The sequence below is a fragment of the Bifidobacterium sp. W8104 genome, assembly GCF_016100735.1.
GTDB lineage: Bacteria > Actinomycetota > Actinomycetes > Actinomycetales > Bifidobacteriaceae > Bombiscardovia > Bombiscardovia choladohabitans.
Map to the genome: position 1 here is coordinate 484385 of NZ_JACFRW010000001.1, position 15258 is coordinate 499642.

At 59.8% G+C, this 15258-nt stretch carries 12 protein-coding genes; 1 reads left to right on the forward strand and 11 read right to left on the reverse strand.

All coding sequences use genetic code 11. From position 1 onward, the window contains the following. Position 1 precedes the first annotated feature (1 nt). From H3U89_RS01795 to H3U89_RS01815, 5 genes are all read right to left on the reverse strand, one after another. On the reverse strand, positions 2-988 hold the full coding sequence (locus H3U89_RS01795; RefSeq protein WP_198178771.1) for an AEC family transporter: 987 nt from the start codon (positions 986-988) through the stop codon (positions 2-4). Between the two features lie 68 nt (positions 989-1056). Then, on the reverse strand, positions 1057-1836 hold the full coding sequence (gene pstB / locus H3U89_RS01800; protein WP_198178770.1) for a phosphate ABC transporter ATP-binding protein PstB: 780 nt from the start codon (positions 1834-1836) through the stop codon (positions 1057-1059). A 31-nt stretch (positions 1837-1867) separates the two neighbouring features. Further along, entirely contained in the window at positions 1868-2848 is a 981-nt protein-coding gene (pstA, locus tag H3U89_RS01805; RefSeq protein ID WP_198178768.1) for a phosphate ABC transporter permease PstA, read from the reverse strand. Next, a complete protein-coding gene (pstC, locus tag H3U89_RS01810) occupies positions 2845-3798 on the reverse strand; it encodes a phosphate ABC transporter permease subunit PstC (RefSeq protein WP_198178766.1) in 954 nt (317 codons plus the stop codon). Before pstC ends, pstA begins: the two co-directional genes overlap by 4 nt. Next, on the reverse strand, positions 3795-4943 hold the full coding sequence (locus H3U89_RS01815) for a phosphate ABC transporter substrate-binding protein PstS (RefSeq protein ID WP_198178764.1): 1149 nt from the start codon (positions 4941-4943) through the stop codon (positions 3795-3797). Before H3U89_RS01815 ends, pstC begins: the two co-directional genes overlap by 4 nt. A gap of 328 nt (positions 4944-5271) precedes the next feature. Between H3U89_RS01815 and H3U89_RS01820 the strand changes: the two genes are divergently transcribed. Further along, complete coding sequence (locus H3U89_RS01820) at positions 5272-6843, forward strand: MDR family MFS transporter (protein WP_198178762.1); 1572 nt, start codon at positions 5272-5274, stop codon at positions 6841-6843. A gap of 155 nt (positions 6844-6998) precedes the next feature. On the opposite strand, the gene H3U89_RS01825 is transcribed toward H3U89_RS01820, so the two are convergent. From H3U89_RS01825 to araA, 6 genes are all read right to left on the reverse strand, one after another. Next, a complete protein-coding gene (locus H3U89_RS01825) occupies positions 6999-7796 on the reverse strand; it encodes an HNH endonuclease family protein (protein WP_232342380.1) in 798 nt (265 codons plus the stop codon). A gap of 54 nt (positions 7797-7850) precedes the next feature. After that, positions 7851-8699 carry an aldo/keto reductase gene (locus H3U89_RS01830; protein ID WP_198178760.1) on the reverse strand — a complete coding sequence of 283 codons (849 nt, stop codon included), beginning with the start codon at positions 8697-8699 and terminating at the stop codon, positions 7851-7853. A 129-nt stretch (positions 8700-8828) separates the two neighbouring features. Beyond that, a complete protein-coding gene (locus H3U89_RS01835) occupies positions 8829-9917 on the reverse strand; it encodes a class C sortase (RefSeq protein WP_198178759.1) in 1089 nt (362 codons plus the stop codon). Positions 9918-10488: 571 nt separating this feature from the next. After that, complete coding sequence (locus H3U89_RS01840; RefSeq protein WP_198178757.1) at positions 10489-11319, reverse strand: hypothetical protein; 831 nt, start codon at positions 11317-11319, stop codon at positions 10489-10491. A gap of 193 nt (positions 11320-11512) precedes the next feature. After that, the gene (locus H3U89_RS01845; RefSeq protein WP_198178755.1) at positions 11513-13486 is read right to left on the reverse strand and encodes an LPXTG cell wall anchor domain-containing protein; all 1974 of its coding nucleotides are present in this window, start codon (positions 13484-13486) and stop codon (positions 11513-11515) included. 244 nt (positions 13487-13730) lie between these two features. Beyond that, positions 13731-15245 carry an L-arabinose isomerase gene (araA, locus tag H3U89_RS01850; protein ID WP_121912563.1) on the reverse strand — a complete coding sequence of 505 codons (1515 nt, stop codon included), beginning with the start codon at positions 15243-15245 and terminating at the stop codon, positions 13731-13733. Between the last annotated feature and the right edge of the window lie 13 nt (positions 15246-15258).

Below are 15258 nucleotides of genomic sequence, written 5' to 3' on the forward strand. Positions count from 1 at the left end.
CTCAGAGGGCGCCCATCAGCAGATGCGCCACAACCATGAGCACCGCACCGATCACCGCAGTCAGGGCCAGGGTGAATCCGGCCAGACGGGCGTTGCCAAGAACCTTGTCGGTGAACATGGTGGCGAAAACCGCCGTCGGAGCCAGGCAACACAGGGCCACCGCCTGACGGATCAGGGGTTCGAAGGGCAGCAGATACCATGCGGCCGTCGCGAACAGGATGCCGAAGGGCAGTCGCCAGGCCAGGATCTGCAATACTGACTTGACATCATCCCTTCCGCCGGGCAGGTCCATGAGCATGCCCACCATAAGCATGGAGCAGAAGGCGTTGGCTGCAGAGAGTGGACGGGTGACCTGGGCCGACCAGTCCGGCAATGAGATTCCGGCCAAGGTAAAGCACACCATGACCATGTAGGTGTCGAAGGAGGGGGAGCTCAGGAAGCCCTTGGCTATGGAGATGGCTGCGGCCTTGCGATGGAGTTTGCGGGCATCCGGGTCATCCAGCTTGACCGGCTCCCCCGCATCGGGATCCAGGGATTGGCCCGGTCGAATATGCAGAAGCCCCTGGGTCATGACGTTGGTCCCGGCAGAGACCATGACCGAGTTGCCGATGTCGAACATGGCGGCGGGCACCAGGGCCGCCGTGCCCAGCAACGACTGGAGCATGGGGAAGCAGAAGCATCCGATGTTGAAACCCGATCCGTTGAGCATAAGAAAAGCCCGCTGAGCCGTGGGCCGATGCCTGCTGGTCAGGAAGATGGCCAGGGGCGGAATCAGCGAGGCCACGAAAGCGAAGGCCGAGACCAAAAGAAGGCTGGGATCGTGGGGGTTGGTGGCGAAGGAGTAGATGATGGCCCCCGGCAGGACCAAGTCGAACACTACGGTCTGCAACACCCGGTAGTCCAAGGGACGAAAGAGCCCAAAGCGCTTGAACAGGTAGCCCACCAGGATAATGCCCAAGAGGGTGGCCGGTTCCAGCAATACTCCCATGCCCTCGCTCCTTCCGTGGATGCCGGAACCATGATACCTGACGGGCTGGTGCGCGGACCAGTTCCGTCTCAGCCGAAGCGACCGGAGATGTAACGCTCGGTATCCGGCTCGTGCGGGTTGGAGAAGATGGTGGTGGTGTCGTCCATCTCCACCAGATGGCCGGGCTGACCCACGGCCTTGAGGTTGAAGAAGGCCGTGTAGTCCGAGACCCTGGCGGCCTGCTGCATGTTATGGGTGACGATGACGATGGTGTAGTCCCGCTTGAGCTCGTTGATCAGATCCTCCACAGCCAGGGTGGAGATGGGGTCCAGGGCCGAGCAGGGTTCGTCCATGAGCAGGACCTGGGGGTGCACGGCCACGGCACGGGCGATGCAGAGCCGCTGCTGCTGACCGCCTGATAGCCCGATGCCCGGCTTGTCCAGACGGTCCTTGACCTCATTCCAAAGGTTGGCTCCGCGCAGGGCCCACTCCACCAGATCGTCGGCGTCGGACTTGGCGATGTGCTTCTTGTTCAGCCGTATGCCGGCCAGGACGTTATCCCGGATGGACATGGTCGGGAAGGGGTTGGCCCTCTGGAAGACCATGCCCACATCCCGCCGAACCTCGACCGGGTCCACGTCTGGCCCGTAGAGGTCACGCCCCTCCAGCAACACCTGGCCACTCACATGCGCCCCGGGGGTGATTTCGTGCATGCGGTCCAGGGTGCGCAGGACCGTGGACTTGCCGCAGCCGGAGGGGCCGATGAAGGCGGTGACCTTGTTGGCCTGGATTCGCATGTTCACGTCCTGGACGGCCAGGAAATCGCCGTAGTAGACGTTGAGGTGGTTGATGTCTATGCGTTGGCCCATGTTCCGGCCTCCGTTTCTCTCATGGCGGCGCTCAACGCGTCCGCCCAACGGCAAAGATGCGCGAGACCAGCCGCCCCAGCAGGTTAAGCAGCAGGACGATAAGGATCAGCACCAGGGCCGCAGCCCAGGCCCGCTGCATGTGGATGTCGGTCAGGCATCCCGGGTCAGCGCCCGGTCCGCAGACGGCCAGCCCCTGGGAATACTCGTTGTAGACGAATACCGGCAGGGTGGTCATCCTTCCGGAGAAGAGATTGGGGTTGGTGGTGGCGATGAAGCCCGAGGCGATCAGCAGTGGTGCTGTCTCCCCGATGACCCGCGCCACAGCCAGAATGGTGCCCGAGACAATGCCGGGCAGGGCCGTGCGCAGAACAATGCTGGTGATGGTCCGCTGCTTGGTCACTCCTAAGGCATAGGCCGCCTCGCGCAGGTCGTTGGGCACCACGGCCAGCATATCCTCGGAGGTCTTGACCACCGTGGGCAGCATGAGCAGGGAGAGGGCCACCGAACCGGCCAGGCCGTTGACGGTGCCCGGTCCGACCACCAGGGCGAACATGGAGAAGGCGAAGAGGCCGGCCACGATGGAGGGAATCCCGCTCATCACGTCCACCATGAGACTGATGGCCTTGGCCAGGTGGCCTCCATGGGCGTACTCGACCAGGTAGACCGCGCACATGACACCCACCGGAATGGAGATGACCATGGAGCCGAAGGTGATCTCCAGGGTGCCGATTACCGCATGCAGGATGCCGCCATAGCCTCCGGTCGGCGTGGGGTTGCCCCCTACCACACCGCTCATGTTATGAGTGAGGAAGTCCGGCGTCAGCCGTCGCACCCCCTTGGACAGGCTGACCCAGAGCACCGAAACCAGCGGAATCAGGGCAACCAGGAAGGAGAGTCCGATCAGAACGGTCATCAGCCGGTCCTTGCGCTTGCGTGCCCGGATGGAGGACCTGGTTGGCCTGAAGCGGTCAAAGTCGATGACCGGTCCTCGATCAGTTCGGCTTGCCATCATGCACCCGCCTTTGCTGTAATCCTGCGCGCCAGATAGTTGACGATGAAGGTGATGATGAAGAGGACCAGGCCGGTGGCCACCAGGAGGGCCACACCCTGGGAGTCCGCCTCAGGGAACTGGGCGGCGATATTGGCGGCGATGGTCTGGCTGGTCGAAGCCTGCAGCAGACGCAGGGAGTAGCCGAAGCCTGGCGAGAGAATCATCAGCACCGCCATGGTCTCGCCCAGGGCGCGCCCCAACCCCAGCATGGAAGCGGAAATGATGCCCGAGCGACCGAAAGGCAGGACAGCAAGCCGGATCATCTCCCACTTGGTGGCGCCCAGGGCCAAGGCGGCCTCCTGCTGAAGTCGAGGGGCCTGGATCAGGATGTCTCGGGTGACCGAGGTGATGATGGGCAGAATCATGACCGCCAGCACCAGGGCCACCGTGGCCACGGAACGGGCCGGGGCTGCAACGGGTCCGGAAAAGAGCGGGATCCATCCCAAATGGACAGACAGCCAACGCCAGAAGCCGGTGATATTGGGAACCAGGATCAGAGCCCCCCAGAGCCCGTAGATCACCGATGGCACGGCGGCCAGCAGGTCGATCACCGTGCTGAGCAGCGTGGACAGACGGGCGGGGGCGTAGTAGCCGATGAAGAGTGCGATGCCCAGGGAGACAGGGAAGGCCAAGAGCAGGGCCAGGCCGGCAATCAGAATGGTGCCGAAAACCAACGGGCCCACATAACCCAGGAAGCTGCTGGCCCGTCCACCGCTCAGGGAGAGGATGGCCTGGGTTCGGGAATCCGGGTCTCCGGTGAAAGCCGGAAAGGCCCGCAGGATCAGAAAGAGGGTGACCGCAGCCAGGGCCAGCAGGATCAGGATGCCCGCCCCGGTGGCGCAGGCCTTGAAGATTCGGTCCACCCGCTTGGCCTTGTGCAGGGTTGCGGTCTCGTCCGGTTTCTCGCTCATGACTTCCCCCCAATGGTCTCCACCGAGGCCATGGCCTGGCTGCGCAGCCCCTGCCCCAGCTCGGCGCTGCCCGCATTGGCCGCAGCCATGCGCTGACCCTGTTCGCTCAACAGATAGGTCAGCCAGGCCTTGGCGAACCGGGCCTTGGATCCGTCCTGATCGTCCCGATAGACGGTGCAGGCCACATCGTAGGAGACCAGGACGATGGGATAGGTGTGCTCCCGGGTGGTCCGGTGGTCCACGGTCAGGACCACCCGGCCAGGCTGGCTGGCCTGAGGATCCCGTTGGGCCGCATCCAGCAGGTTGGCCACGGTCTTGGCTGTAGGCGGCTGCCAGGTCTTCCCCACCTGCACGGCCACAGTGCCCAACCCGGTGGTCTGGGCCGCGTCCGCATAGCCAAAGGTGCCCTGTGCCTGGTTCATGGTCATGACCACTCCTGCAGTGCCCTTGGCGCCCTGCCCCAGGTCGTTCGGCCAATTCTCACCCGCTGGATAAGGCCAAGCGGACCCGGCGGTGTCGTGCAGATAAGAGAGGAAGCTTTTCGTGGTGCCCGACTTGTCCGAACGATGAATCACCGTGATGTCCAGGTCGGGCAGATTGGCCCCCGGGTTGAGGGCTGCGATGCGCGAATCCCGCCAGTTGGTGACCTTTCCCGAGAAAATCATGGCGATCAGAGCCGGGTCCATCCGCAGATGGCCGCCTGAGCCCTTCGGCCACAGATCCGGAAGATTGTAGGCCACGGCGATTGGGGTGGCGTAAACGGGCAGGTCAATGGCCGTACCGGAACCACAGACCTTACGCGAGTGCTCAAGCTGCTCTGTTGTCAGCGGCGCATCGGTGCCGGCCCAAATGGTCGAACCAGACAGAAAGGCATTGACTCCAGCACCGGAACCTGCCGGGTCATAGGAGATGCGCGCCCCTGGATGCTGCTTGCGGAAGCCGGCTATCCAAGCCTCGTCGGCGCTCTGCTGGGAGGATGCGCCAGATCCGGCGAACTCGCCCTGGAAGAGGGCTTGATCTGCCCCATCGCCCGTACCGCCTCCATCGACGGGGACGTTGTCGCCGCAGGCCGCCAGGGAAATCATCATTGCCAAGGACATGAGGAGGGCCGGGAATCTACCACGACCATGACCATGTGCGTGCATGCTACCTACCTTGACCGCCGTTGCATTTCAAACGTCCGTCCTCATCAGCCCGTGTCGGATCCTCCCGTATTCACATTACCGAAGCTCGCCTAACACAGCATACTGGAAACGCTGACCGCCGGACAAGGTCGCCACATCCGCGTCAGCCATGTGGAAAAACTCAATCACAATCCACAGACGGGTATATTATAAGGTCATTGTCAGACGCTTAGCTCTCTTGTTCTTTTCTTAGTGTCACCGGTATCGGTATGCCCTGATTTGCTTTCTAGGACGGCACCGCAGGGAGTGGTATGCGCAGTGAGGACTAACCCGAAGGAAGTGGTGGTGCATGAGGAAGCAGGAGCTCGCCAAGCAAGGGCGGACCCTCAGCAAGGATGGAGCCTTCGTCAACGGAAAGCTCACCCATGAGGCCTTCCTTTCGCTGGCCATCCTGACCGTCATCACCTTCCTGGGCAACTTCACCCAGCTGCAGCTGGCTTCGGCCCTGCCCACCATTGTGGACGAGTTCCACATCACCCTGACCACCGGCCAGTGGCTGACCTCGGTATTCCAGCTGGTCATGGGCGTCATGGTGCCGCTGACCGGCTTTCTGACCAAGCGCTTCTCCACCAGACAGATCGTCATCACCTCCATGGCCGTCTTCACCCTGGGGTCTCTGTTGAGCTGGCAGTCGCAGACCTTCGCCCTGGTCCTGCTGGGCCGCATCCTTGAGGCCATCGGCACGGGAACCATGTGGCCCGTCCTGCAGATCACCGTCTTCTCCATCTACCCTCTGGCCAAGCGCGGCATGGCCATGGGTACCGTGGGCCTGGCCATGAGCGTGGCTCCGGCCATCGGCCCCACCCTGGGCGGATGGCAGACAGATGCCAACGGCTGGCGTTCCATCTTCCTGACGCTGAGCATCTGCGGGGCCGTGGCGCTGCTCCTGTCCATCTTCGGCCTGCGCAACTTCGGCCAGCGCGACACCAGCGTCAAGGCGGACTTCTTCTCGGTGGCCCTTTCCATCTTCGGATTCGGTGGCCTCATGTTCGGCTTCACCAACATCGAGAACTTCCCCATCACCTCCTTCATGACCTGGCCCTTCATGCTGGTCGGCCTGATCGGGATCATCTGGTTCGTTCTTCGCCAGCTCCACCACGACAAGCCCCTGCTGGACCTGCATGTGCTGCGGATCAAGAACTTCACCGTAGGCACCATCATCGCATCCATGTCCTTCTTCGCCTTCAGCTCGGTCACCGTCATCCTGCCCATGTACATCCAGACTGATCGCGGCTTCTCTGCCACCATGAGCGGTCTGGTTATGCTGCCCGGAGCCATCGGCACCGCCATAGCCCAGTTCTTCGGCGGCCGCCTGCTGGACCGCTGGGGAGCACGGCCCGTGGCCATGACGGGCTGCTCGGTCCTGCTGCTGGGCACCATCGCCATGAGCCTGATCGGCGCCAATACCTGGATCGGTTTGGTCTCCATCTGCCAGTTCATCCGCCAGATCGGTATGGGCTTCACCCTGATGCCCTTGACCACCTGGTCCCTGAACAACCTGGCTCCCAAGGACGTTTCAGCCGGTTCGGCCGTCACCAACACGGCCCGGCAGATCGCCGGCGCCGTCGGCGCACCCATCCTGGTCATCCTCATGGAGACCATCACCACCCTGCGCCACAACGCCATGGGCGGCGGTCACTCCACCCAGATCGCAGCCAACATCTTCGGCGTGCAGTGGGCCCTGCGCATCTCGGCACTGATCTGCCTGGGCATGGTTCTGCTGGTCTACTTCGGCGTCCGTGGAAACGGCGCCGGCTCCGGCCGTCAGATGACCCGCATGCTCCTGCGCCACATGCACATCATCCACACCGAAGCCCCTGCCGTCACAGCCTCCACCGCCGACACCAAAACCCAGGACTGATCCCCGGGGTGTCTTTCTCCGGTACCCGCTAGATCTGACCAGATTCATCGCAAGGTGCAGGATCGACAGACTGGTAAACACAAGACGTCAACTGAAAGATGTCAGTTGTCAGCTTGTTCTTTCGGCGGAAGTATCGGTCTCCTGTAGGCCAGCGATCAGCGATCCTGCGGAAGAGGCTGGCCCGGGCAGGTATGCAGAACAGCCAGCATGGCCTGCTTTTCCGAACTGGTGACACTCAGGGAGTACTTGTCCTTGACCGCTATCTGACGGGCCACATAGGAGCACTGATAGTCCTTGTTCTCGGGCAGCCAGTAGTCGGCCGAGGCACTCCCCTTGGCCTGGTTGGCGGGGCCGTCAACAGCAAGAAGATTATAGGGGTCGTTGCCAAAACGGTAGCGGCGGGCCGTGTCCCACTTACTGGCTCCTGACCGCCAGGCATTCTCCAGGGCGACCACATGGTCAATCTGCACAGCCGAGCTGGTCTTCGGCCCTCTGACGAATTCGATGGTCCGCCCGGTATAAGGGTCCTGCAGACGACCACTGGCCACCTTGCATCCGCCGGGAGTAGTGGTACGCAGATCAGTCAGATCGCGGGTCAGCACATCCTCGCGCACATTGCAGCCGTTGCCGTCCTCATCGGTCTCCTTGAAGCCGAAGGCCTCACGCCGATACTGACGGCCAGGGCGTGCATGATCATCCACTGTCAGACTCTGCAGGGTCTGAGCCGCGTCGCCGGTTGCCGTATATCGGCCGGTCAGCCGTCCGACTCCACCATTGACCCTTGGCAGTATCAGACCGATAGTAATGCCCAGAACCACAGCCACTACCAGAAGAATCAGCACCCGTTCCGTGAGTGATTCGCGACGGAAGCGGGCCGGGGCAGGATTCCTCCAAACCGAACCGTACCGACTGCGGCCTCGATACCGATATCTTCTGCGTCTCGGACCGGTCATCTACCGCCGATACCTCCTATGTCGACTGCTTGCATGAATCATCCATCATAGCGGTCAGGCGTAGGCGTAGGTCATCGGGTCGTGTCCTGCGCGCACCGGGGAGTCCATGGCATCGATGGCGGCATGCTCCTCAGGGGTCAGGCAGAAGCCGAAGAGGTCCAGGTTCTCCGCCTGCCTTTCCCGGTGGACAGACTTGGGGATGATGATGGTCCCGTTTTCGATGTGCCAACGCAGCACCACCTGGGCCGGCGTGACCCCGTGGGCCTGGGCGATTTTCTCCAGCCTGCCGCCAACGGCTCTCAGGTCTGCGCCTCGCGCCAATGGCGAGTATGCCTGGACGGCTATGCCATGCTCCTTGCAGAAGGCGGTCACCGCGCGCTGCTGCCAGCTGGGGTGCAATTCAATCTGATCCACGGCAGGGTACTCCCCCGTCTCCCGGTGCAGCCGTTCCAGGTGTTCTGGCAGGAAGTTGCAGACCCCCAGGGTCCGCACCCGCCCCTCATCGCGCAGCCGATGGAAAGCTCGCCAAACCTGGTCAGCCCGCCAATCGAACGGTGTCGGCCAGTGAATCATATACATGTCGACATAGTCGGTGCCCAGCAGGGCCAGCTGGCGGTCGAAGGCCTGCAGAGCGCTGTCATACCCCTGCTCGGAGTCGCGCAGCTTGGTGGTCAGCCACAGCTTGGTCCGTTCAGGACCGCTCTGGCAACCGAATGCCTTGAGGCCACGGCCCACGCCTCCTTCATTGCGGTAGCCAGCTGCCGTATCGATGTGGCGATAACCCAGTTCCAGGGCAGATTGCACGACTCCAGCGGTTTGAGCATCGTCGATCCTGAGCACGCCCAGGCCCACCTGCGGAATGCGATTGCCGTCAGACAATGGAATGTCAGGAACTGCTGTCATGGTCCACACCTTCCCAGGATGCCGCCCAGCAGTCTGCCGGGCCATGCTCGCTCCATTCTAGAGCCAGGCAAAAGTCTGGCTGCAACAGAACAGTCCTATGTGGTCAAACCTGCCCGCTCATGCACCGGCTTAGATTTTGCTGATGCTGAAGAAGTACAGCACGTGGGTATCGAACCAGTGGTAGCCAAGGTCGAATACGGGCAACAGGCTGATCTTCATCATCATGCCGACCGTACCCCAGGCGAAGAAGAGGCCGAGCACAGCCAACAGCCACATGAAGGCGCTGCAGATTCGCCGGGTTTTGATCAGCCGGCGACGACGGGTGGCTTCTGAACGGGTCTCCTGCTCATGGCTGACCATGATCGTGGCCAGCGGCTCCCCCATGGTCCCCGGTCCGGTCGCTCGAGATTCCAGATGTTCCATCTGCTCCAGTTCGTGGCGGCAGTTGCGCCGGCGACGTGAGAGCAGGTACCAGCCAACCAGGCAGGCCAGGAACAGGGCCAGAAGCACCCAGACCATGTAAATGGGCGCCCCTTCAGGTTGGGTGGGAGGTACGTCGTCGCCGATATAGTGCCCACGCACGATCAATCGGTGGGAATTGACGCCATAGGGATAGCAGGTCAGTAGGGTCACATAGTTGGAATTCTGGACTGGCTGCAGTGCGCTCACATCAGTAGGCAGGATGATCTTAATCTGATCCACCTTGTAGCTCATATGCCGTTTGAGTACTCGTATCTGGAAGACGTCCCCCTTGCGCAACTGCGTCAGGTTGTCGAAAAGCATGTAGCCGACTTCGCCGGTGTGTCCAGTGATAACGGAGTGGATAGTTCGGTTGTCTGTAGGGACGTGAGTTGTGGCGATGTGCCCGGTGCCGTCCTTGAGCACCTCATCGCTGGTACCGTGCCGCACGGGCAGCTTGACATTGATCTTGGGGATCTCCACATAGGCCATCATGCCTTTGCCGTCTACATTGAGGATTTTGTAGTAGCGGCCCAGTGGTTCCTTGACTTCCTTGTACTTGAAAGGGTCCCTCAGCGTAGGCTTGCCCAATTCCTCGTCATACTTCTTGGCATCACGCCACATCGCCCTGCGTTGTGCGGGCGAGAGTGCATCCACGATCTGATCGTAGTTGTCTACTGCGGAAGAGTCCTTGGAATAGTTCACATAGGCTGCCAGCAGCGGATAGAGGAAGATTGCCAGACCAATCAGAAAGGCCAAGGTTTCCAGGAGGCCGAACCCCCGCCCTGGCTTGCCAGCCCTGCCACCGTTCTTGGCCTGTTTGGATGCAGTCGCAGCTTCCTGATCTGCTTTACCTTGTTGATCTGTGTCCTGGGAATGATTTCCTGAAACGACAATTATCGGAGCAGACGTTGTAGCGTGGCCTGGAACTGTCACTGGAGCTGCTATTGCATCTGAATCATCTGACTCTGAAGCTCCGCGATCCTTAGGTGTTGCCGAAGGCGGATAGGAGGGCGGCACCTCGGAACTAGGAGCATATGCAGGTGGCATGTCCCCTTGCTCAACAGGCATGTCTGACGATGCTGACTCAGCCGGCATGGACGCATAGGAAACTTCACCGTTTCCGGTCGTCTGGGATGGGCTCATAGTAGCCGAGTCAGTGTGCTGGTCCATCTATAGCCTTTCTCGTGCCCGCTTCAAATAGTCCGATTGTTAGTTCTTGACATACAAAGACCGGCGGCACCTGTATGATACCGCCGGTCTTTACACATCCTCACAGATGCCTACGATGCCGTTTGATGGCATCACACCGACATTGCCATGAGAATACCTAGCGCTCATCCCTGTTCCAGGATCGTGCGACTACCGCCAAGTAGAGGCCCATCATAGCCAGGATCATAAGCAGAATACCAGGGGCTACCATGGAGACGCCGGTAGCTGCCAGCTTGCCATGGGCTCCAGATCGCACAACTGGGACGACCTGAGGTATGTCAACAAGCTTGGGGCTTATAGTCACATCATAAAGCGGATGGACTTCACCCTGCTCGCGGTAGAGCGGCAACTGTACGACCACAGGATCGGTTTTTACCTTTGCATTCTTAGGTGTGGCTACCAGGGTGACCAACCAGTATGAAGCATGGAAGTAGTCGCCATCAAAAACTGCGGGACTGCCTCCGGTCAGGCTGGGTGCGTCTAAATCAAGATTGGCTCCTGTAAGCCAGACACCTTGTGATTTGGCTTCTGATGCGTTGGTTATAGTGCCATTTTGATCAGAGACACCATAGTATTCAGCGGGTTGCGTCTTGTCCTTGAAAGCATCTGGGTTGGCTGCCACCTCGTTACTGATGGCCCCTTGTGCCTTATCAGCGCCAGGATTATGGTCTAGTGCCTCCACCCGGCTCTTCAGAGTACCGGCATCCAGCCTCAGGGCACGAAAGACATATCCTGCTCCTGCCGATACAGGGGCACTCGGCAGGATGTCATTCTGACCTCCTTGACCTGAATGCCCTCTCTTGAGTTGCACCGTCAGGGTCGGGTTGACCGTCGCCGCCTCTGCCGCCGGCGTCATATCGAAGGCAGTCAGACCTAAACAGGCCAAGGCTGCAATCAGACAGGGCAGGACCCGGTGGGCGAGGCATTTCGGCAAGGCAATTCCCTTCATAAACCTTCCCTTCCAAGGCCGCCTTTCGACGACGTGGTTGCGTCAGATCCGCTGGCTGAGTAAAACCCAGATCAGCGTCCCGACATGTGCGGACCGTAGAAGTTCAACTGTCCGTATGAAAATGGCGGACGATTCACGGAGGAACCGTCCGCCATCGGGTCACCTCACATGATTCTTGATGTGACCGTGATCATCAGGCCCGGGCGGCATTATTGCGCCGGTTGCGGGCGTACAGGGCACCACCCATGATCAGGGCACCGACAACCAGCAGCAGCAGGATGCCACGACCACCAGTCAGAGGCAGGGCCAATGGGGAATCACCATCAGTGGTCTTATAGTGGGCCAGATACTTGGAGACTGCCACATTGTTGAACATCATCTTCGTGTCGGCACCAATCTCACCTACTGGGGCGTTGAAGTTGCCAAAGTTCAGAGCATCGTAGTTCGGTTGCAAAGTAGCGTTACGACCGTACTTCTGTACGATGCCTTCCTCGGTCATACCTACATCCCCAAAAGTTACTTTTTCGAAGGGGATGCCGGGGTTACGCCAGCCCTGTGGGGTCTTAGTCTCAACCAACATCCAGCTTGTTTCTTGGACAGTCTTGTCAGCTGCCTTGCCTTCTCCTGTTCCGAAGATAGGCAGGGCGGCAAAGACGACCAGACCTTTCTTGTTGGCCGTTGCCTTGTAAACCTGAACATTGTCAGGAACGGTATCCTTCGAGCCGTAGAACTTACCATCTGAAGCCAGGTACTTGTCCGTGGAATCAGCGTCCTTAACCAAACGATATTCCGTCTCAGGCAACGCAGGGTAACCCAGCTTCTTGCTCCCCACAGAACCAAAAGCTAATGCTGCATTGGTAACGTTTGTATGAGAGGGCACAGGATCCAGGTTATTGCCGTCAGAATCCTTGTTATCGATAAAGTCAGATGCCGCATCGTTAACTACACCACCGGTACCTGTAGAATCACCATTGCCGGTGACCAAAGCATCATAGGTGACCTCAAGTTCCATCACAGAGGTTTTGACACTCTTCACTTGTTCAACACCACTGGTGGTGAAGAAGTTGAATACCCAGTAAGTCACATCATCCGAAGGCGCATCGGCAAACATCTTCTGAGTTGGATCGTTCAGCCGAGCGGGATTTGCATTAGTACTTAGATCCGAAGAGAAGTCTGTACTTTGCAGGGCTGTCACATTACCATCGCTATCCCGAATGTCTGCCTTGACGGTGGCTGGATTGCCCTTCAACGAACTAGACATACGATCAGCAAGCCTTACATCGGCCTTTTCACCCTTCAATTCCTTGACATCGAGCTTTCCGTCGTTGCTAGCAGAACCATTACCTTCATTGTAAATCTTCTGAGACAGCTTATAGGTGACTGTATCACCAGCGGTCGCAGTGGTTTGATCCTTGGCATTCCCGTCGGCATCCTTCACACCTTGAACAGTCTTGGCGAAAGATTGAGCGTTGACGTTCTTTGGATACAGGTGCAGGTGATAGATGAAACCGCGAGTCTGGTTTGCATCCGTTCCATTAGTTGCATAAGGCAGACCAAAGAATGAGTTGACGGCAGTCTTATACTTGGACATATCAATTCCGTGTGGATTCGAGGGATCGAAAGCAGGAGAACCACCTGTATTCTCATTCATAACATAGTAATGATTGGGACCTGTGGGGAAAGTCAGCCTTGTGCTAGTTGGCTTTCCACTTGCGTCACCTTGGTACCAATCGCTGATGACACCTTGACCGTCCGTCACACCTGCATATACTGTAGTATTCTTAGGTGTATACGAAGTTGGGTCATTAGCATTGATATCAGCCAGACTCTTGCCGTCTGCCGGCTGTACTTCCCTCACGTTAAACAGAATGTCTTTGGCAGGAGCCAGATCGTGATTTGAGTTCAGATGAACAGCATCATTGGCTGAGCCAGTAGGCGCATAGCCGTCATTCAGTGACAGATACTTGGTGACAGTTAACTGAGGCACCTTGGCAGTGTCCAAATCGCCTGCTACGAAGTCATCTTCAGCGGCAAATCCATAGGCGTCAGCGGCCGAAGCCTGGGTGGCTGGCAAAACGACCATGCCCGCCAGGAGCGTCGCTCCGGCAACCGCCAAGCCTAAAAGCTTAGGGAGCCTTATCCCTTCATTATCTCGTTGCATGTGCATGCACGCATTCCCTTCTTTGTTAATAGGCACAGGATGGCCAGGCACATCTTCGCCTCCCCAACCGATCACTTCCCCGACTCAGGGGGGTGGGCAATATGTCAACTTTGGGACATGCCACTGTTCCCATTGCCTAATCATCACTGTACCGACAAAGGAGGGACAACGCAAACCGACAAGCCGAACATGTAAAGGCCCCGCCACTTATACAGCGGCAGGGCCTTGTTATCTTTCCTGGAACAGGTGATCAGTGCCGGTTGTCCAGCCGGTGGTAGAGCTCGGCTGCACGCAGATCGGCCTCAAAACGGCGCGGTTCGGTGTTCTCGTCGATGACGGCGAGCTCCACGCCGGCCATCCGGGCGAAGTCCTCCCAGGCCTCGCGACCAACGGTGGTGGTCATGCAGGTATGGTGGGCTGCGCCGGCGCGCAGCCAGCACTCAGCCGAGACCTTGAGCGAGGGCCGGGGCTTCCAGAGGGCACGTGCCACAGGCAGCTTGGCCAGGGAACCGCCGGGCTCGACCACATCCACCACGTTCATGACCAGGCGGAAGCGTTCGCGTACATCCGCCAGGGAGACGACCACAGCATCAGTGCAGGGGGTGGCCGTGAAGACCAGACGCACCGGGTCCTCCCTGTCGCCGATGGACAGGGGGTGGATTTCCAGGCGGGGCCGTCCCTCAGTCAGCAGCGTGGGCGAGACCTCCAGCATGTGGGCGCCCATGATCTCCTCGTGGCCGGGCACGAAGTTGTAGGAGTAGTCCTCCATGAGCGAGCAGCCGCCCTTGAGACCGTAGCCCATGACGTTGCCGATCCGGATCAGAACCGAGGTCTTCCAGTCGCCCTCTGCCGAGAATCCGTACCCGTCAGCCATCAGCCGCTGGGCCCCCACGCCGGGCAGCTGACGCAGGCCTCCCAGATCCTGGAAGTTGTCCACGGCGGCGGTGGCGCCCACCTCTTCCATCATGGCCCGCATGCCGAGCTCTTCGCGTGCGGCCACCACCAGGGAGTCGTACCGGGAGTCCAGAAGTTCGGGAGCCACCTCATAGCTGCGCTTGTAGTCCTCGATCAGATCCTTGACCTGGTCGTCGGTGACGGCGTTCACATGGTCCACCAGCTCGTTGACCGGCCAGGTGTTGACGGAGACGCCGAAGACCCTCTCAGCCTCGGTCTTGTCGCCCTCGGTGACGGCGACATCGCGCATGTTGTCACCCCAGCGGCAGACCTTCATGTTGTTGGCGGCATCCCAGCCTGCGCATGCACGCGCCCAGACGCCGATCTTGTCGGCAACCTCGGGGTCGGTGTAATGGCCGACCACGATCTTGCGCGGGATTCCCAGCCTGGTCAGGATGTAGCCGAACTCACGGTCGCCATGGGCCGACTGGTTCAGGTTCATGAAGTCCATGTCGATGGTGTCCCAGGGAATCTCCACATGATGCTGCGTGTTCAGCTGCAGGAGCGGCTTGCGCAGCTTCTCCAGACCCCTGATCCACATCTTGGCCGGGCTGAAGGTGTGCATCCAGGCCACCACGCCGATGCAGGCCGGGTTCGACGAGGCATCGACCATGAAATTCAGGATGGAGTCCGAATCCTTCAGCGTGGGCTTCAAGACCAGCTTGACTGGGATCCGACCCGAGTCGTTGAGGGACTTGGCGATGTCCGCAGCCTGGACGCCCACCTGGCGCAGGGTCTCCTCGCCGTAGAGGTCCTGCGAACCAACGGCGAACCAGAGTTCCTTGCCCTCGAAGGGATTTTTCATGCTCATACTTCTTGCTCCT